Source organism: Bifidobacterium sp. ESL0784, from assembly GCF_029433295.1.
Lineage (GTDB): Bacteria > Actinomycetota > Actinomycetes > Actinomycetales > Bifidobacteriaceae > Bifidobacterium.
Genome location: NZ_JAQTHV010000003.1, coordinates 32481 through 52625 on the forward strand (window position 1 = coordinate 32481; position 20145 = coordinate 52625).

At 55.4% G+C, this 20145-nt stretch carries 15 protein-coding genes and 1 tRNA gene; 1 reads left to right on the forward strand and 15 read right to left on the reverse strand.

Translation table 11 applies throughout. From position 1 onward, the window contains the following. Positions 1–27: 27 nt before the first annotated feature. Positions 28–672 carry a M23 family metallopeptidase gene (locus tag PT279_RS04715; RefSeq protein WP_277166025.1) on the reverse strand — a complete coding sequence of 215 codons (645 nt, stop codon included), beginning with the start codon at positions 670–672 and terminating at the stop codon, positions 28–30. Between the two features lie 308 nt (positions 673–980). Here PT279_RS04715 and PT279_RS04720 point away from each other — a divergent pair, with 308 nt between their 5' ends. Further along, entirely contained in the window at positions 981–1616 is a 636-nt protein-coding gene (locus PT279_RS04720; protein WP_277166027.1) for a DNA-3-methyladenine glycosylase I, read from the forward strand. 172 nt (positions 1617–1788) lie between these two features. Here the strand turns inward: PT279_RS04720 and PT279_RS04725 are convergent, their stop codons facing one another. The 14 genes from PT279_RS04725 to leuS all read right to left on the reverse strand — a co-directional run bounded on the left by PT279_RS04725 (position 1789) and on the right by leuS (position 20049). Continuing rightward, the gene (locus PT279_RS04725) at positions 1789–3732 is read right to left on the reverse strand and encodes an acyltransferase family protein (protein ID WP_277166592.1); all 1944 of its coding nucleotides are present in this window, start codon (positions 3730–3732) and stop codon (positions 1789–1791) included. Positions 3733–4010: 278 nt separating this feature from the next. Beyond that, positions 4011–4083: transfer RNA gene (locus PT279_RS04730), tRNA-Asn, on the reverse strand. A gap of 121 nt (positions 4084–4204) precedes the next feature. Next, a complete protein-coding gene (tsaD, locus tag PT279_RS04735) occupies positions 4205–5248 on the reverse strand; it encodes a tRNA (adenosine(37)-N6)-threonylcarbamoyltransferase complex transferase subunit TsaD (RefSeq protein WP_277166029.1) in 1044 nt (347 codons plus the stop codon). Further along, positions 5245–5874: a GNAT family N-acetyltransferase gene (locus PT279_RS04740; RefSeq protein WP_277166031.1), complete on the reverse strand. Its 630-nt coding sequence runs from the start codon at positions 5872–5874 to the stop codon at positions 5245–5247. The genes tsaD and PT279_RS04740 overlap by 4 nt, the downstream gene beginning before the upstream one ends. A 7-nt stretch (positions 5875–5881) precedes the next feature. After that, on the reverse strand, positions 5882–6814 hold the full coding sequence (gene tsaB / locus PT279_RS04745; RefSeq protein ID WP_277166033.1) for a tRNA (adenosine(37)-N6)-threonylcarbamoyltransferase complex dimerization subunit type 1 TsaB: 933 nt from the start codon (positions 6812–6814) through the stop codon (positions 5882–5884). A 179-nt stretch (positions 6815–6993) separates the two neighbouring features. Continuing rightward, entirely contained in the window at positions 6994–7590 is a 597-nt protein-coding gene (gene tsaE, locus PT279_RS04750) for a tRNA (adenosine(37)-N6)-threonylcarbamoyltransferase complex ATPase subunit type 1 TsaE (RefSeq protein WP_277166035.1), read from the reverse strand. Then, positions 7587–8576 (reverse strand): DNA polymerase III subunit delta, encoded by a 990-nt coding sequence (holA, locus tag PT279_RS04755; RefSeq protein WP_277166037.1) that lies wholly within the window; start codon positions 8574–8576, stop codon positions 7587–7589. The genes tsaE and holA overlap by 4 nt, the downstream gene beginning before the upstream one ends. Positions 8577–8692: 116 nt before the next feature. Next, complete coding sequence (locus tag PT279_RS04760; RefSeq protein WP_277166039.1) at positions 8693–10600, reverse strand: ComEC/Rec2 family competence protein; 1908 nt, start codon at positions 10598–10600, stop codon at positions 8693–8695. Then, on the reverse strand, positions 10600–11460 hold the full coding sequence (locus tag PT279_RS04765) for a helix-hairpin-helix domain-containing protein (RefSeq protein WP_277166041.1): 861 nt from the start codon (positions 11458–11460) through the stop codon (positions 10600–10602). The genes PT279_RS04760 and PT279_RS04765 overlap by 1 nt, the downstream gene beginning before the upstream one ends. Before the next feature lie 150 nt (positions 11461–11610). Then, complete coding sequence (locus PT279_RS04770; protein WP_277166043.1) at positions 11611–12441, reverse strand: ABC transporter ATP-binding protein; 831 nt, start codon at positions 12439–12441, stop codon at positions 11611–11613. Positions 12442–12620: 179 nt separating this feature from the next. Then, on the reverse strand, positions 12621–14531 hold the full coding sequence (locus tag PT279_RS04775) for a hypothetical protein (protein WP_277166045.1): 1911 nt from the start codon (positions 14529–14531) through the stop codon (positions 12621–12623). A 233-nt stretch (positions 14532–14764) separates the two neighbouring features. Further along, complete coding sequence (locus PT279_RS04780) at positions 14765–15979, reverse strand: sensor histidine kinase (RefSeq protein ID WP_277166047.1); 1215 nt, start codon at positions 15977–15979, stop codon at positions 14765–14767. A 52-nt stretch (positions 15980–16031) separates the two neighbouring features. Further along, positions 16032–16835, reverse strand: a complete 804-nt coding sequence (locus PT279_RS04785; protein WP_277166049.1) for a response regulator transcription factor — start codon at positions 16833–16835, stop codon at positions 16032–16034. 235 nt (positions 16836–17070) lie between these two features. Continuing rightward, positions 17071–20049 (reverse strand): leucine--tRNA ligase, encoded by a 2979-nt coding sequence (gene leuS, locus PT279_RS04790; protein ID WP_277166051.1) that lies wholly within the window; start codon positions 20047–20049, stop codon positions 17071–17073. Between the last annotated feature and the right edge of the window lie 96 nt (positions 20050–20145).

Below are 20145 nucleotides of genomic sequence, written 5' to 3' on the forward strand. Positions count from 1 at the left end.
TCCATTCGAATAAGCCGAATCGCCCCATTACGAGACAACAGGCTTGAGCACTATTTTCCTTCTTGCCGCCAATTGCTGAGGGTCACGATATTCCTTCCTGCTTTTTCTTACTCCCCAATGCACGCAGATTCCGGTGCAATGATCCGAAACACCTTTGACGGTACCGATCGGCAGTCCTTTGACCACCGGTGTCCCTATCGGCAGAAGCGTCTGCGCCGGTTCAAGAGTCAAGGTGAGGTTTTTGTGACGGATGCTCACCACCGATTTCCCCGCAACGATGCCGGCAAAACTGATGAAACCGCTTGCCGGGGCAAACAAGGGCGTGTTCTCCACCGCCGCGATATCGACCCCGCGATGCCCGGGACTCCAAACCTGTTTGGGAGCCTTGAACTTTCTAATGACTACATGTGGCAATACAGGCCATCCCATATCGGCTTTGCACCCTTTCCCGTCATGGATCGGAGGGTCCACAGAGCCGATCGGTTCGATGAATCCCAACGAATATCGACCTGCAGAAGGAGTGGACGTATAAGTTTGATTATTTTCCAAAGCTGAATATGCCGTCTCCTCGATATCGTCGCTCGGCAAGGCCAAGGCTTCATGCCCTCCCGTTGCGAAACCTATCAGCAATACAGCAAAAACCACAAGAATCGTGATCAGACGCGAAACCAAATCGATCATCCTTTGCCGGCACTGTTCCCTTTCAGCTCTCAGTCGCGCCCATTTAAGCCGCTGCCTTCCTCTATCTTCCGTTCTCACTGCTGTGCCTCCCCTCGCTGTAACTATCCGGCATCCATGTTTCCGCCTCTTCCACTATGCCTCGTAACCTTCAAATAGCACATTGAAAATAGGAGGTGTGGTCGAATGACCCCGGTTACCCACAACGCCCGGGCGTGTCACAAAAGTTATGCACCAGATATGCACAGGTTCCGAGGCTCGAGAGTATAAAAGACATAAGTGCAAAAAAGAAAGCCTAAGTTATGAGTGCAAAAAGAAAGCCATCAGAGGCCAGTTCTCAAAACGCAACGAATCAGTCGAAGGTCCAGCCCGATGGCCTGCGGCGTTGCTGGCCACAATCGTATCTGGCCCTGAGCCATGACATGCTGGTCTACCACGACACCGAATGGGGTACGCCTTGCTATGATTCGCAGGCCCTGTTCGAACGGCTTGCGCTTGAGGCCATGCAGGCTGGCCTCTCGTGGAACACCGTCATCAATAAGCGCAAGGCGATTGATGCTGCCTTCCACGATTTCGATATCGAACGTGTCGCGCAAATGACCGACGAAATACCCGAACTTATGGATAACAAAGCCATCATTCGTAACAGACGGAAAATCGAAGCTACCATTCACAATGCGCAAGTCGCACTTGATCTGGATATGCCGTTTGCCGATTATATCTGGAGTTTCGCCCCTGACGGGCCATGCGCGCACAGGCCGAAAAGCCGGGAGGAGGTTCCTGCCGTAACCCAGGAATCAGTCGATATGAGCAAGGCCATGAAAAAAGCCGGATTCAAATTCATCGGACCGACCACCATGTATGCCTATATGCAGTCAATGGGCATCGTCAACGACCATTTGCAGGGTTGCTTCAGATGCCCTGCAAGGGGTAACTGATTCGATAGACGCGTTAATTTCCCGGCGAACTTTTCATAAAAACACTTCCCTGGAAACATCCGAGGGATTGTACTGCTCCAAAATCGAAAATGGCTCTTCTGATAAGAGATCTTTGGGCATGGTTATCGAAACCGTCTATCGCGACGATCGAGAAACAAAACGTGTCAGTGGATCATTGCCCACACAAGCCCTGTCGCAGCATGATGCCGTAAGCCTCACGGCCGCCGTTCTCCCCCGGTGTCAAATGGGTGCCGTCATCATAGAAATATTCCGGATGAGCGTTGCTGACGGAGTACCAATCCAGCAAACCGACGTTCTTGTGTTTGGCGGCCACCGAACGCAGAATCTGGTTGTTCGAATCCTGCCAGGAATCCGGCGAACGGACGGTCGTGAGATACAACGGCTCGTCGCCCACGGATGCGATCAGATCCTCGACCTGCTGCTCGTCGACGATCCGGTCGTTGGTTCCGAGCGCCATGACGACAACGCGTCCCGCCTCGCCTTGGGCCTGATGCTGATGATAGAGGTCGGAACCGGTTGCGAAATGGCGACCGACCATATTGTCCTGAATACTGGCCGGGATGTGCTGCTGGACGAAATCGTGCGCACCCATCTCCACGGAATCACTGATAATCAAAGGATTTGCACTGCATGAACCTGTCGTGGCATCATACGTCCAGCCTTTGGTATCGAGATTCTTCGGCACTTTGGCGGCCACCGGAACCAGACGCGGGGGCAGATCAAGCGACGGCTTGGGCACCGCTGACCGGCGCAATGTCAACAGATCACGCCTGATTGGAGTGGCTATGCCAAGGCTGCGCTCAACCGAAAGATATTCGCGACGCAGGGAAGCCGAACGCCGAGTGGCGATCTGGTTGAAATCGACAGGAAGCGCAGTACACAGCACAACGGCCACCACACCGCAGAGGGCGAGGAGCTTGGTGACCAGACGCATTTCACGGAACGGCGCTTTTCCTTCCGGCACGACCTTTCGCACCGCCTCGACCATCTGATAGAAGGCTTCGCAGACGCCCCATAGCACCAAGAATTGGATGATCCATTCCCACCAACGCAGCGGCTGCGTGCGAATAGCCGGGTTCATGAATTCAAGCAATGGATAATGGACCAGATAGATAGAGAAGGAACGCGACCCGATATAGCGCAATACCCTTGAACCCAACAGCGAACGGCAGAGATTTCCCGGAAGCAGAACGATGGCCAGAAGCATGGCAACGATAAGAGCCACCACTTGCAGACCACCACGGTAGAGCATCGCATCATTACCGGTGCAAACGCTATACAGGACGACCAGCGCGGTGAGGAGGCAAAATCCGGCGGCGGCGAGCAGCAGATTCACCGGACTTGACCAATTTCCGGTATTCGTCGATTTTTCTTTTTCTTGCTTTTCGTCTTTTCCGCCGTGTTTCGTTTTTGCCCATTCAGCCACGAACGCCAGCAAGGCGCCGACCATCAGTTCGGAAAAGCGCGTGTCAAGTCCGTAATAGACACGGGACACATCGGCTCCCGGCACGTAGAGAACAACCATCAGAGCGGTGGAAATGACGGCAATCAGAAGGGTAAGGGAGAACCTGGTCCGCAACCTCAGGTTGAGCCGATGCATCAGCCACAGCAGGGAGACCCAGACCAGATAGAACTGCATGGTCACCGCGAGGAACCACAGATGCGTGAGCGGTGAAGGAAGCCCAGCCGCAGTGAAATAAGAGACCTTGCGGAAGATATAGACCCAGTTGCTGGCGTACAGCGCACTCGGCAACGCATCAAGGTGCAGCTTCGGCAGCATTCCCGGAGATAGGAAATAGGCGGCAGGCACGACCAGTGCGATCAGCGAGAGCAACGGGAACGTCAGGCGCTTGATTTTATGCCAAAGATAACTTCCGTAATGAAAGCCCTGCAGGCTGGCCATCCGCCTTTCCACACTGCTGGTAATCAGAAAACCGGAGATGACAAAGAAGATGGTGACGCCGAGGAATCCGCCGCTCAACAGCGACGGTCGGACGTGGTAGGCGACTACCCCGATGATGGCCAACGCGCGCAAACCGTCAATGGCGTTGTTCCTGGACGCGCTGGAAAGGTGGGAAGCAACGGACGCATCCATTTCAGCCACATTTGGGCTTTTTCCGGTGCGTGGCACATCAACCTCTTTTACGCTTCTTATGAATTCGTGACGATCTCAGCTTGGGTCACAAGGCAGTACCCTAACAAAAGGCATAGATGCTGCAAAGGGAATTGACACGCCGCTGTATTCCTGCCCGAACGGAAGCAATATGAGAAAAATCGAGCAATGACGACATTGATGCCGAGCGTTGCACCTATGGAATCTGCCACTTACGAAAAATTCCCGGAACCTTTTAAGATTCCGGGAATTTCATTCCGCTCCCGCAGCTGGGCTTGAACCAGCGACATTCTGATTAACAGTCAGACGCTCTGCCAACTGAGCTATGCGGGAATGTCCCGTACGGAGCTTGAAGCACCGCACAAGAAATATATTTTATACAAGAATCATCATTGCGCAACCCCAATGGCGTGTCGCCTGAATTTGGCAGGGTGTCGTGATCCCTGTAGACGACTCAGACGCTGATGACGTTCATCGGCATAGCGGAGTCGATCGGGAAATCCGGAGAGGAAGGCTCGACGCCGGCCTCGACCAGGTTGACGCCGAGCATGGCGACCATCGCACCGTTGTCGGTGCAGAGCTTGATCCGCGGGATGCGAACCTCCACACCGTGCTCCTTGCCGACCTCAAGCAGCTTGGCACGTAGTTGCGAGTTCGCAGAGAAACCGCCGCCGACGATCAACGTCTTGGAATCGTATTCCTCACAGCCGTGCATGGCCTTGTTCGCCAGCACCGTGGCCACGGAATCAGCGAGCGAGGCACAGACGTCATCTACCGGAATCTCTTTGCCCGCGGCTTGTTGCGCCTCGACCCAACGGGCCACTGCGGTTTTGACCCCCGAGAAACTGAAATCGTAGGGATGGTCCTTGCCGGCTTTGCCTTTGGTGAGGCCTTGAGGAACCTTGATGGCGTGTGGATCGCCCAGCTGACCGTGCTTGTCGATATGAGGGCCTCCCGGGTAGGGGAACCCCAGCAGACGTGCGACCTTGTCGAAGCACTCCCCTGCGGCATCGTCAAGCGTCGTACCAACCACGTCGACATGACGGGCGACATCCTCGACGTGCAGCAACGAAGTGTGGCCGCCGGATACGATGAGCGCCAACGTATCTTTGGGGAACGGTCCGAACTGCAGCTGGGTGACAGCGATGTGACCGATAACATGATTGATGCCGTAAATCGGCTTGTTAGCGGCCCATGCGAGTGCCTTGGCCCCGGAAACGCCGACCGCCAAGCAGCCAGCAAGACCCGGACCCGCCGAAACCGCTATGGCATCCACGTCAGTAAGTTCCATATTCGCATCCGCCAACGCCTTGCTCACAACGGGCACGAACGCCTCGGCATGGGCGCGCGAGGCGATCTCCGGAATGACCCCACCGTATCGCGCATGCTCCTCCATCGAAGAAGCCACGACGTTGGAGACGAGCGTACGACCACGCACGATGGCCGCCGCGGTCTCGTCGCAGGTAGATTCGATGCCAAGTACTGTAGGTTCGCTCATTGATTGTGCTCCATGTTCTGTTTCTCGCTGCCAAATCCCATGATATGCGGTTCGAGGTCCAACGCCATTTGCGTGGCGTCGACGTTTTCGGGCTGATAGTAATGCCGCAGTAGACCGATATCCGCAAATCCTCGACTACGATAAAGGCGTTTTGCCGGTTCATTGTCGACTCGGACTTCCAGCTTGATGCGACGGACATTGTAAAGACGTGCGTATTGGATCAGTCTATCGAGAAGTCCCTTGCCAATGCCGTTTCTCTGGAAGCGTCTGGCAACACCAAGGGTCAGGATTTCGGCTTGGCCATCGGCATGCCACATACCCGCGTAACCGCGGATGATCCTATCAGCCGCACCCCGTTGGACCTGTTTTAGCGGCTTTTGCTCACACGACGCATTACATACAGCAACAGCGAATGAACCTGCGGCATGACCATCATCGCCACTCTCAGTATTACTTTTGATGCCAGTAACACCTACAACATCAGCAAGGTAAATTCTGGAAGCGTCTGCCACCTCGTGCTGCAACGTCTGCAAATCCCAAGCCTGCGAGCCGAAAAGCTCCGTTTCTAACTTGGAAGCGACCTCCAGTGCCCACTGCTGGTCAAGTTCGCCGAATTCGACAATCATCGGGCACTCAGGCCTTCGTGGCCCCGGCATGGTTCAAAACATGCTTCATCGGGTTAGGAACCGAGACATCCGGGCGACGCAGATATAGCGGTTCGACCGGCTTTATCTCACCCTTGCTAGCGCTGCCGGACTTGTCACCTACATCATTTGAATTCTTGACGTCGATACCATTGTTGGATATCGCGCAGTCGGCAAAAATCTGCAGACCTGCCGATCCCGCATCCAATACAGAATGGTCGATGACGCAACCCAGCATCTCGCCGAAATTCTGCCATACTTCGGAATATTTCGAAGCGCCGTGGCCGACGATGTCGATACGGTATTGGCTCTGTGAAGTGGTTGCTTTGACAAGCTCTTGAACAGCCTGGTTGATACGTTCGACGATATGCTGGGGATAATCGATATCCATGCTGACTAACGCGGAAACGAAAGGCTGTGGATTTGCGCTTCCGTATTCCTGACTCGCAATATTTTCTTCCGCACGGGTCTCTTCATCGCGGTAAAGCGCGAAATAAAGCTGACGTCGGCGGGCGTCATTGACGGCCAATGTCAGATGATGAACGTCTTGCTCGTCTGAAGTTTTATCTATCACATTAAGAAAATCACAAGCCTCAAGTCGCACATCACCCTGACGCTTCAGCTTCGTCATCCATGCCTGCGGCTCAAGGATGTCCTGGCCAAGCAATTGCGCGCCGGTGGCGTATGCGATGGACTTGGCCGCCACGACACCCGCACGAAGCCCCGTAAACGGAGCTGGACCGACGCCAGCGACGATGCGATCGAGACCCTGCGGGGTGAGCCCGGCCTGACCTACAGACTTGCCGATATTGACCTGCAGCTTTTCGACATGGGTACGTGAATCGGTCTCCACAATGGGTTCGTGACCCAGAACCCCGACCGTCGAACCGAACGAAGTGTCGATGACCAACGTGTTCGTCATTTTGTTTCTCTCCTACCATTCCACGCTACCCATTCGGAGATGTTTTAATCGCCGAACCAAGTTCATGCCGTTGTTACTGTACAACGCTGACATAACCACAAACCCAACACGTTTACAGTCAAGGTACAAAACGTCGACGCCTTCTCATAAAAGTTATGAAATGACTCTGTGATTTTTGTTTATTTCATCAAATCCAATTGTCGGTCGAAATCCTGCCAACGCTCGCCGACGGGCACGAACGTTACCGTCCGCATGCCGTCACCGGTCAATTCGACATTGCGATTGCTGATTTCTGCGGCAACGGTTTCCTTGTCGATTGGACGATCGATATGCACTTCGAGACGAACCTCGGCGAACGCAGAGGCCATCTGTTCGCCCCACTCCATCAGAACCACGGTTTGTTCGCCCGGATCTTCAAGCTCCTCGTCAAGTCCCAGCGATTCCAACTCGTCAAGCAGCCTGTCAACCGTATCCTGGCCCGGCGCGAAATCATTGCCACCAAGCCGGTAGGCATCGACATGAACCAAATGCGCCGGCGTACCATCGGCGAAACTGCCATCAAGTTCGCGTGCGATGGTGAAGGTAGGGGAAACAATCGGCTCCGCAATGTGAAGTCCCGCACCGAAACCTTGTGCGAATGTCGTCTTGCCGGCGCCCAATGGCCCGGAGAGCAGCAGAACGTCACCGCCATGCACGCAAGTGGCCACCTTCCTGCCGAGGTTTTGCATATCCTCACCGGTTGGCACATTAATCGAATACGATGATTCATCTTTCATACTGACATACGTCCTTTATGACTGATCAATTCGATGGAGCGTTCCAACGCATACATCGGATCTCCCCCATTGGTCTTATTCTGCTCGTCGGCCCAAGCCAGCATTTGAATGCATCGGGAGAGTCCATCGGATGTCCATCCGCTCAGTTGCCTCGTGGCGTTTCGCAGCACCCACGGATTGGTTTTGGCCTCGGCCTGGGAAATGCTGCCGGAACGCACCGCCGACGCCTTGGCCAGCGTTCGCAGTTTCATCGCCAGAGCACCTACCAGCGCTATGGGGTCGGTACCTTGGGCGACGGCCGCACGCATATCGATGATGGCTTTGGCATCTTTCCCTGCGAGCGCCGCATCGGCGACAGCAAACCCAGTGACTTCGGCGTTGCCGGTCAGGTATTGGTTCACCAGATCGAGACCGATCGGGTTGTCACCGAAATCGAAGCAAAGCTGCTCGCACATCGCAGCAAGTTCCCCAGTCTTCTCCCCTAACACGGCCACCAGCTGTTGGGCTGCGGCAGGATCGACACGACGGTTGCGGCGTTCGAAACATTGGATAACAAAGTTCAGCTTTGCATCAGCACGCTTGAGATCAGGAATGTCCTTCTTCTCTGCTCCTGCCTTGGCAAGACGGTCAATGATTCTCTTGCCTTTCTGCCCGCCATCGTGTTGTGCGATAACCGTTCCGGACGCTTCGGAAGACCCCTTTGCCATAGAGGCGCAGTAATCGACCATGGTGTCCACCAATGCGTCATCGGCATTCTGGATGTGCCGGATGATGACGATGGAACTGGTGCTCAGCAAGGACGGGCTCACAGCCTCATCGAAGTCGTACCGACTCGCCTCACTTGCGTCGAGTTCGATGATCTCGGCTTCCGGATCGCTCTTGGCGGCCTCGTCGCGGCAATCGCGGACCTGTTGAACGTTCAGGAATTCGTCACCGCCAATGACCAATACGAATCGGGTCTGCGGCTTGCTTCGTTTTCCGGCCATCACATTCCTCGGTTCTTTCTATAGGCTGATCCAGTCGCCATCACGGCAAAACCCCTACGACTTTCCATGATATTCAATGTGCTGTCACAGGTGGACATACGCCGTGTCCCCCCACATCAATCAGGCTTCCAAAGTCGTTCGAACATTTGTTCGGTTTCTTTGAACCATATCGTTCCTTTGCTTCTCAACTGCACAAGATAACCATTGCTCCCAGCAACAGAATCTTCTTTATCATGCTTTTTCGCCATACCAGACAACGCTTCGAACATCAGAACCGCGCCGATTTCGCAAGCCACTACCATCAATGCCCCGCCGACTCCACCGGCCCACGGCATGGTGGCGCTCTGCGACCCACCAATGGTGTCAGCGCACCATTGCATCACCGACGTGCCGCAGCTGGACAGCCAGACAAGCACGAATGCAAAATGGGGCATTGATGACGCGAAGACCAAGCCTGCCAATCCGCTAAGGGTCGAGAAATCCACAAACGGTGCCACAATCAGGTTTGCAGGCACCGAAAGCAACGGCAATGTCGGAGTCATCAGCACTTGTATCGGCAGGGTGAAAAGCTGCGCGGCGATAGTCACCGACATGCCATCGGCAAGCAACGTTGGCAGCAATGCTGAAAGACGTTCCGCTAAAGGTTTTGCGCACAATACGATACCCAGCACCGAAGCGCAGGACAGCGCGAATCCATAACTTCTCGCCATCGCGGGGTTGACCAGTAGCACAAAGATGACCGTCCAGCTCAACGCGCTGATGGCCTGCGGCCTTCTGCCGATGAACATGGCCGACGCGGCAAAGAAACCCATAATCAGGGCTCGCATCACTGAGTCTGAAGGATACATGGCGCTCGCGAGCGCCGAATAGGCCAGCACCGTCAATATTGCGACGATTTGACGCGGCAGCAGGAACCGGGCGCAACCCGAACGGATCAGACTGCCGATCAGGGCAAAGTGCCCGCCTGAGACGGCCATCAGGTGCATGATGCCGGAATCCTTGAAATGCATCTCCAGCAACGTGGCGAACGTCGCATTGACGGGCTCACGCTTGCTCGTGCTTGCACCCATGAAATCCTGTCCCAACAGGCCTATTGTCAGCCCTGGAACCAACACGCGTCCTTGATCCGAAAGACCTTCCGTTACTGAGAAGAATGAACGCTGCATGGAATCCACCAGCCGCTTTGCGGGTGGCGCCCGGTCGACCTCACGGGTCTGGGAATCGTCGTCAATCGTCAGCCAAATCGGTCGCATACCATAGCGAGCAGCCTGGAGCGTGCCGGAAGTCCTGATGGTCTGCCCATCCGAAAGCCGCCCACATACTGGTTTGTTGGCATACAGGACGATACGCGACCCGCTGGCTTGCCAGATGCCGTCGTGGCCGATATTGGAGAGGTGTGCATTCGCCTGGCAATCGGCCTGCCATGAGCTCGCAGCAGTGACCGGCGAGTCAAGACCGATACTCGCTTCAACCGTGCTGTCGCCTTCGCGCGCAAGTGCCATAGCCGGGTCGTGATAAGCCATGACATCCGCACTCATCGAAGCGATGAACGCTGCCAACGCAGAAAGCGCAAGCACGATAACCCAAATCTTCCGATTACCGCGAAATGTATGCAACACTTGCCACACTTTGTTGTTATCTGGAGCTTGGTTTGTCTTTGCGCTTTTTTCGTTTTCCCCAAACCAACGCCGGGACAGTGCCAGCAGAACAGCCAATCCGGCAAATAGAAGCACAAGCACCGCTGCTTGTGAAAGTGCTTCAATGCTCAGACCGCCAGACAACCGATTCGTCATTGTGCCTAATAATGATTGGGCATTCGAAGAGCTGCCAGATTTACTTTTACTTTGGCCGGCTGAAGCCTTGCTGTTTTGTTGCCCCGTGAGCAAAGCAAACACAACATGCGAAGAGAGAACGGCAGCCCACACGCACAACGCCACCGGGAGCATTCGCCAGTCATGGCTGCCCTGCTCACCCCCTCGTTTGTCTGCAGAGGCTGTGTTTTGACAGGTCTCAGCATTTTTCATCAGACCGTCACCTGATCGCGTATTTTCTCCAACGTCTTCTGCCCGATGCCCGAAACCTTGAGCAACTGGTCAACACTGGTGAAATGGCCGATTGACGACCGGTAGTCAATGATTTTCTGGGCCATCACAGGCCCCACGCCTTTGATCTGCTGCAACTGCGTACTGTCTGCGGTGTTGAGATTGACGAGATTGTTTCCGTTACTTGAAGCTCCTGCTTGCCTGTCGGGGTTCGTAGGAGTTGTGGTGCTGCGCGTAGCGCTATCCAGCCCCTCGTTTCCTGCGGATGTTGAGGAAGAACCAGCAGCCCCACCAGCTTTTGCGGCATTTCCTTGCGCCTGTCCGGAACCTTTCGTTTTCGATCCATTCACCACTGTTGAATTGATCGATGAGGCTTCCACCTGCTGCTTGTTGTAATTGATCGCCTGCGTCACCAGCATCGTCAGGCTCGCGCACAACGCCACCACCAGTATCAGAATCACCACAACCGCTTGTGTGGGTTTGAACACCAATCTTGGAAGGGTTCGTTGTCTGGAAGACGATCTGACGCTGGGACTCTCCTCCGTGTCCTCGTTCGAAGGCTTTTCTATAGCAGAATCGAAATCATCAATTCGAGAAGTGTGATCGATATTTTCATCCTGTTTTTCAGGTTTGCTTTCCGATTCTTTCCCCGTCTCGACAAGCCAGCTATCGACGGGCGGCAACGGTGGAAGTCCGACACGCAGCAGATCCGCATCAAGACTTTGCCCGTTTTCATACGATTCATTTCCGGACACGACGGAAGGGTATAGCCGCGTCGTCAGAACCCGGCTCTTGTCTTGTACCCTTCGGCCAAAATGATCGTCGTTGAGATGAATGCCCATACCTTCAAGTATGACTGGCCAACACGCAAAAGTCGAGTCAAAACAACCATTGTGGTCGAATGATAGGGCTTATCCACATTTGAGGCGTGTCGCACCCTCAATCGCCGAATCATCCACATTCATACACAGTTACGGATGATGCCCATACTCTTATTTCCCAAGCAACAGGGCCTCGACATCCGCGGCCGACATGGCAAGAAATTCTTTGTCGATGCGCCCATCACGCATAAAGAACACCCTATCGGCACGGGCCGCGACCTGAGGGTCATGTGTGACCAGCAAACAGGTCTTCAGCCCGCTTTTCATAGCGGCATCAATAGCAGACAGTGTCTCATCCCGGGCCTTGGGGTCAAGATTACCGGTGGGTTCGTCGGCAAAGAGCACATCGGCCCGCATCATCAACGCGCGGGCTATGGCCACACGCTGACGCTGGCCGCCGGAAAGTGCGGAGACGTGCGCATTGGCTAGACCTTCGTCGAGTCCCACGTAGGCGAGCGCCCGTCTCATGACATTCATATCGTATAGTTTCTTGTCAAGGCTCATCGGCAAAGTCACGTTTTCGGCGACGGTGAGGCTGTCGATGAGCATATAGTCTTGGAAAACAAACGCGAATTTCGTGCGTCTCAGCTTTGCCCGCTTCGTCTCCAGACTGCAGGCGATGTCCGTGCCCGCGTACCAGACATGCCCGCTTTTTGGCCTGAGGATTCCGGCCAGCAGCTTCAGCGTCGTGGATTTGCCACAGCCTGATGCCCCGATAAGCGCAGTGATCTCGCCTTGCCGTAACGTAAAATCAAGCGGTCCGATTCCGGCTTGGTCACGTCTCGAGTTTTTCTCCTGACTATACGAGAAAATGACATCCTCGGATCGCAACACCTCATTGCTTCGAGTGTTCCCACCGGCTCCGTTTTCAGCCGAAACCTTCATGGATTCGCCTGGATACAAGGTCTCGTTTGTTTTTGTATATCTGTTTGTCGTTGTCATAATAATCTCCTCGTGTTTCTATAACCTAGTTTTCCGACACATTGTCATACGTTCAATAACATTCTCAGCACGCCCTTTATAGGTTCGTCACATATCTTGTGACGTGTTGACAGCACTTTTTTGAACCACAGATGCGGTTTGAACCATTGAAGTCGACTCTGGATTCAGATCTATGAACATCATGTTTTGCTTTGCCGTCGATACGTGAAAGCATTCGCGACAAACCCGATAAGACAGATCAGCAAAGCTGCGGAAAACAGTACCGTCATCGCCTTCATCGGCACATAACCGCTGATGCCGTCGACCAGCATCCGGCTTTCGCTGTGCAAGGCCATGTTGACGATGAGTACCGTGCCGAACGCACCGCACAACGTCGCCGCGAACGCCTCGAAGGCTATCCTTCCGGCGCTCGCTAGCGCGTACCGTACCGGCCCGAAACCGATCAGCCAGGCTGCCTCAGCGATCCGCTTGCGTTCCTGGACCATGTCCAACGCCACGGAAACGGAACCGAGAAAACAGATGGCCAGGACGGGAAAAACGATGGGGATAGCTTCCTTGACACCGTCGCCGCCGGAAGTCGTCATCGCCTTGCCGCTTGGTATGTTCCTGATCCATTGTGCAGCAGGGGTTACGGTGATGGACGAATCTTTGGTATGCGTCTTTGAAGACACGGATGATACATCGCCAACAGCGGTGCCTTGGCTGTTGTCGGCGACGATTGCTGTGTCAGCTTTGTCGACAAGGTCAGACGTATCGTATCCGACCACCATATAGTCTTTGAATGGGCTTGCCGTTTTCGTGATGGCGACCACCTGTGAGGCGAATGTTTTCCCGCCCTGCGCCACGCACATCGGCGAACCGATGACAAGACCGTTATTGTCCGCGACGATTGCCGAAATCACCACACCTTGGCGATTGACATCTCCGGAGACAATCGAACGACTTGGACTGATGATCCGCAGCGAACCATTGATCACGGCCTTGGCATTACCTCGGTCATACGATTCGATTCGTCCTGAGCAACCGCGCTTCATCGATGCTTTTTGCACCACGGTTGAAGGCGCGAGCACCAACGCGTTGCCGTCCCCTGCTTTGGCGTAACCCATCAGGTTTTGCGATTCCTGTCGCCTCGGAGTGCCGGCATGCGAGACCTGTACCACTGATGTCGATGCCATAGTCGAATTCAATGAGGACTGGGCATCTGCCTGTGTATAACCGTACAGGCTGTAAAGGAAGGCCAACAGCACAGACGCCACCGCAAGCAGGGATACCAGCGATGTCGAGCGCGTGGCCTGCATTTCCCTGAATGCCAAGATAAGGCCTGCCCGGCCAGCGCCATGCCTCCTGTGGTAATTCGCCGCCATCCGCCCGGCGATTGCGGTCAGGATCGGTTTCGCGACACGGATAAGCACCCATGCCAACAATACACTGAGCAAGAAGGTCAAATTGAGACTGACCGTGTAAGGCAGGAAAGGGGACACGACACAACCGACGACCAAAAGAAGCACCAACACGACCGTCATTGTCGTCTTTCGCTTCTTTCCGGCCTTTACCGGACGTGCAGAAGGATCGGGAACCGCCCGGATCAACTTGAGTGCGGACAATCCGGCACCGATCGCACAGCAGATGACCGAAAGCACCATCGTGGCAAAGGCTGCCATCACCATCGCAGGTATGCTGGCTTGCGGTATCACCACGAAACCATTGAAAACATAGCGTAACGGCTTATTGAGCACGATACCTAGCAATGATCCGACCAGCCCGGCACAGACAGCAAAAATGCTTTCGCAGGCGACAACAGCGCCGAACAGACGAATCGGGGAGGCACCCGTCACCCTCAGGCGCATAAGCTGTTCCCACTGTGAGGTGAAGGTGTGGTCGGAGACGATTTTGGTCACCGCAGCCGCACACACCACACAGATGACCACGACTCCCACCGGTGCCGACGGGTCGCTTTGCAGGCTCTGATAGGCCATCGCCTCCAGCAGCGCGAACACCAGCGTCATCGCTGCCGCGTTCGCCGCGACATTGAGCACTTGCAACGAGCGTTTCTGCCGCCACAGCGAATTGACCATACGTACGTATCCCATGCCCGTCATTCCTTCGTCTCGTTTTGTCCCTTTAAAATATCGCCGTGCCAACATACGAGATTCCGTCAAATGGAACGTATAAGGCGATATTTGTTGAACTCATAGCACCAACGCTAGGAAAAACGACGGGCCGACGCGAACGGCAAATGTCACTGCTTAAAAGCGATGACAAATGTCATCGGAGGAAAATCTTAGGATGCAGAAAGGCGCAAACCCTAAATAGGACAAATCAATCAGTCGTCGAAAGCCTCACGACGATCGTCAATCGGAATGATCGCGCTCACCTTTGCGCCTCCAAGAGTGCGGTCTCGGCCGATAGTGAGGCTGCCACCGTTTGCGCTCAATCGTTTCGACAACGAGCTCAGGCCGTATCCCAAACTTTGTGCGTTCCTATCTTGATTGGTATCATCAACCGGTCCCATGCCAATACCGTTGTCGGAAACGACCAGGGAAACCACGTTGACACTCACAGTCACTTCGATTCGTGCGCGCGTTGCTTTGGCATGCCGCACCACATTCGTCAGCGTCTCCTGCAACGCGCGATAAAGTACGGTCTTCTCGACGGTCGGCAACTGGGAGATATCGCCTTTGACGGCCGCTTCGACGTTGAGGGAGGTGGATGTGAACGAATCGGCAAGCGCCCGCACCGAAGCGTTGGTCAGCTGCTCGCCGAACGCCGACGGGTCAAGTGCGCGAGCTTCCTGCCGCACCTGCTGCAACGCCTCGCGGCTGGTCGTTTCGATGGCATCCAGATGCTTGGCAAGTTTGGCGTTTTCCGGGTCGGCACAGCGTTTCGCACCTTGCTCCTGCAAGTGGATGGCGGAAAGGTGCTGTCCGATGGAATCGTGCATTTCACTGGCCATACGCGCCCGTTCCCGAGACAACGCAAGGTTCTCAATGACGACGGACTGACGTTCCAGCTTCACGTTTTGCACGGTCAATTGACGAATCGCCCGACCATAGAGCAGCAGCGCGACGGCCACCAGAATCGGGATGGCCATGTCGAGAAGACTGCTGACAACGGCTGAAGACACCAGCTGCGGCACCATGAAATGTGACACAGCGCGATAGACGAGGAATCCCAGCAATTCGATGCCGACCGCAATCCAGCTGTAACATTGGGCACAGGCGAAAAGCACATCGACCGTGACCACCAGCAGCAGGTAGATCTGTCCGTCCTGGTTGAACACGATCTGTGCTGTGCAGATTGCAATGAGCAACCATCCGATTGCCAACCCGGCACTGCGTGTGGACACCAACCTGTAAGCGCACCACACGCCCAAGGTGAGCCCGATGAAGCCGAAAAACAGCAACGGTGAGCCGTACGCCGAATACACCAGCGTCGTCACGAACGCGACAATGAAAAGAGCCACGGAATAGGGAATGAATTGACGGGAGTTCCGATGAATCGTCTCAGGTAAATCCTTAGATGAACCTACCTTATTCAAGCGTTCTTTTAATTTGAAGTATACTCGGTCGTCAAGTTTCTGACCTTGGTTTTCAGTCATGAAGCAATACCGCCAGTTCTGTACGATTGCGCACTCCCAGATATGAGAAAATCGAGCTCAGATGATTGCGAACGGTTCCGGTCGACATGCAGACGTCGGCCGCGATTTCACGATTGGTCTTCCCGGCAGCAGCCATGGCGGCGATTCGCTGATTCTCCTCGCTAAGCTCGCCAAATTCACCGAGCGAAGACGAACTCACGTCGAATTGCCGGTCGAATTTTTCACTCCCAGACTGCTCTTCGCCCCTGGAACGTCTACCTTGTTCGGCGATGCCGTTGCTCTGTGCCGCGACCAAACCGACCAGACGCCCCATTTCGGCCTCGCCGAATGCCTTTCCGCCGGCTGCCACACGACGAATCGCGTCGATGATCTCATCGGCTGAGGCATCCTTGAGTAGATGTCCGGCGGCTCCGGCCTTGATGCTGGCAACCAGATTGTCATCCTCATCGAACGCGGTCAGCATGATGCTACGGATATGCGGCACCGACTTCCGCAATCTTGCGATAAGTTCGGAACCCTGCATTTCCGGCATGCGCGAATCGACCAAGGCCACGTCGATCTGCGGAAGCATCTGACTTTCAAGCGCCTTGTTCGGACTTTCCGTGCTGAAAAGAATCTTGAAATCATCCTCATCTTCGAGAATCGATTCAATGCCCGCACGAACGAGTTCCTGATCATCGACGATCATGAGATTGATGACAGGCGATTCGCAGCACACTGTGTCATCACCGACCGAAGTACCGCGGCTCTCGTCGTTTTCATCGCTTGGCTCAACCGGAAAGGGCTCTGAATTCAATCTGCGGTCTCCTTGCTGCAGGACTTGTGCTGGTACTGACTTTATCAACAGCAATGGCCTATTTCGCAAAATCGATTTCAACATATGCACATTTCGTAACATGCTGTCAGCAATCCTCAATCTGCTGAAAACAAAAGGACACCGGAGCATTATCCGATGTCCTTTTGCTTGTTGAAACCGTCAAGCGTTCATTCGATTTCGCTCCAAACCATCGCTGATGAATAGTTGATTATCTTTACTCCGCAGGAACGATGGAGACGATCTTCGGCGCCTTGACGATGACCTTGCGCGGTTCCTGGCCACCAAGGCGGTCGGCGACGGCTTTCAGAGCCATGTCCTTCAGCTCGTCGGGATCGATCGAGGGGCTGACCTCGAGCTTGGCACGAACTTTGCCCTTGACCTGTACCACGGCGGTGACGGACTCCTCTCCGAGGTAACGCTCGTCGGCCTTCGGCCACGGCTCGTGCGCCAGAGAATCGGTGTGGCCGAGCTTGGACCAGAGTTCTTCGCAGATATGCGGGGCGATCGGCGAGAGCATGAGAATCAGCGGTTCCACAGCGGCGCGCGGCACGGCCTTCAAGCCGGTCAGATGGTTGTTGAGCACGATGAGCTTGGCGATGGAGGTGTTGGGGCGCATGTGCTCCATTTCCTCGGTGACCGCTGCGATGGTGTTGTTCAAGAGCTTCAACGTCTTCGCATCAGGTGCGTCGTCTGAAACGGTGATCTCGCCGGTGTTCTCGTCAACAACGTTACGCCAAAGACGCTGCAGGAAGCGCATGCCACCCACGACGTTGCGGTCATTCCACGGACGGGACTCGTCGAGCGGGCCCATGCTCATCTCGTAGAGGCGGAACGTATCGGCGCCGTAGCGCGCATACATATCGTCAGGGGTGATGATGTTCTTGAGGCTCTTGCCCATCTTGCCGAACTCACGGTTCGCATGCTGGCCGTGCCAGGTGAACGTCGGCTCGCCGGACTTGTCAGCCGGCCCTTCCTCCACCTCGGCGGCGGGTACATACTGACCGCGGTCGTCGGTATAAGCAAAGGCCTGGATCATGCCCTGGTTAAAGAGCTTGTAGAACGGTTCCGGCGTATCGACATAGCCCAGATCGAAGAGAATCTTGTGCCAGAAACGCGAGTAGAGCAGGTGCAACACCGCATGCTCGACGCCGCCGACGTAGAGGTCGACGCCGCCGGTCTTGCCCGATTCCTTGTTGTGGTTCGGACCCATCCAGTATTCGTATTCCTCGGGATCGACCATGTGCTGGGTATCGTTCGGATCGAGGTAACGCATGTAATACCAGCAGGAACCGGCCCAATTGGGCATGGTGTTGGTGTCGCGGTAGTAGGTCTTGGGTCCATCGCCCAGGTCGAGTGTGACATTGACCCAGTCGGGGTTGCGGCTCAGCGGTGCCTCGGGGTTGCTTTCGGCGTCCTCGGGGTCGAAGGTCTTGGGGCTGTAATCCGGCACGTCAGGCAGATTGATCGGCAGCATGGAGTCCGGCAGCAGATGCGGCACCCCGTCCTCGCCGTAGACGATCGGGAACGGTTCGCCCCAGTAGCGCTGACGTGAGAAGAGCCAGTCGCGCAGGCGGTAGCTGACGGTGCCCTTGCCCACGCCGGCCGATTCGAGCCACTTGTTGACCTTTTCGATGGCCTCGTTGACACGCAGGCCATTCAAATCCAACGCGTCGCCCTTGGCCTCGGTGTGCTCGGTCGAGGAATTGATGACGATGCCGTCGTGCGAGACGAACGGCGCCTTGCCTTCGTAATCGGCCAGATCCTCGCCGGAATCAGGCAGGGGCTTGACGGTGTAGATGACCGGCAGACCGAACTTCGTGGCGAAGTCGTAATCGCGCTGGTCGCCGCCAGGCACGGCCATGATGGCACCAGTTCCATAGTCCATCAAAACGTAGTCTGCGGTAAAGAGCGGCAGCTTGTCACCGGTGATAGGATTGGTGGCGTAGAGGCCGGTGAAGAGGCCGGTCTTTTCGCCACCCTCATCAACGCGGTCCTGCGCGGTCTTGGATTCTGCCGCGAGACGATAGGCCTTGATGCCTTCGACAGGCGTGGCATAGCCGCCTTTCCAACTTTCAGGAGTATTCTCCGGCCAAGCGGCAGGAGCATCGGCCAACAGGTCATGCTCAGGCGAGACCACGGCAAAAGTGGTGCCGAACAGCGTGTCAGGTCGGGTCGTGTAGACCTCCATATCCCGCTCTCCGTTAGGAGTGGCAACCTTGAAATGCACAGAAGCACCGTGTGATTCGCCGATCCAGTTGCGCTGCATGAGCTTGACCTTCTGCGGCCAGTCGATGATGTCAAGATCCTCGATCAGGCGGTGACCATATGCGGTGATGCGCATGGACCACTGGCGCAGCTCACGCTGGAAGACCGGGAAGTTGCCGCGTTCGGACTTACCTTCGGCAGTGACCTCCTCGTTTGCGAGCACCGTGCCGAGTCCCGGGCACCAGTTGACCGGCGACTTGGAGATATAGGCCAGACGGAAGTCGTTCAGCACGTCGGCCTGCTCGGCTTCAGTCAGTTGATCCCACGATTTGCCGGAATCCTCAAAGCCTGAAATCGCGCGCTTGCCGTGCTTGAACTGGTCGATGAGTGTGTCGATATGACGTGCGGAACCCTTGCCGCCGTCGGGACGCACAAAATCAGGGTCGTACCAGGCGTCGTAGATACGCGAGAAGATCCACTGCGTCCAGCGCATGTAGCCGGGGTCAATGGTGGCGAACGTACGGCGGTTGTCGAAGCTCAGGCCCATGCGGTGCAATTGACGGCGCATGTTGGCGATGTTGGCCTCGGTGGTGACACGTGGGTGCTGACCGGTCTGCACGGCATACTGCTCGGCGGGAAGGCCGAAAGCGTCGTAGCCCATGGCGTGCAGTACGTTCTCGCCCTTCATGCGATGGTAACGGCTGACCACGTCGGTGGCCAGGTAGCCGAGCGGATGGCCTACGTGCAGGCCCTTGCCAGAAGGATAGGGGAACATGTCCATCGCGAAGTAGGGAGTGCGTCCGTCAGCGTGGCGTCCCTTGCCGTCGGTCAGATCACCTTTGACGTTCGCAGCCCAGAAGGTACCCTTCTCGTCCCACGTTTTCTGCCATTTTTCCTCGATATCCTGCGCCATCTTGGCGTTGTATCGGTATGCCGGAACACTAGTAATATTGGCGCTCGAATCCGCGCCCTGCTCATTGTCGCTCATAAATAGGATTATCGTGGCTCAACTGGACACAGGCCAATCGATTCCCATAGGTTGGTCATGTATCCGTCAAAAAACAGACGCTAGCCGAAGATGCTG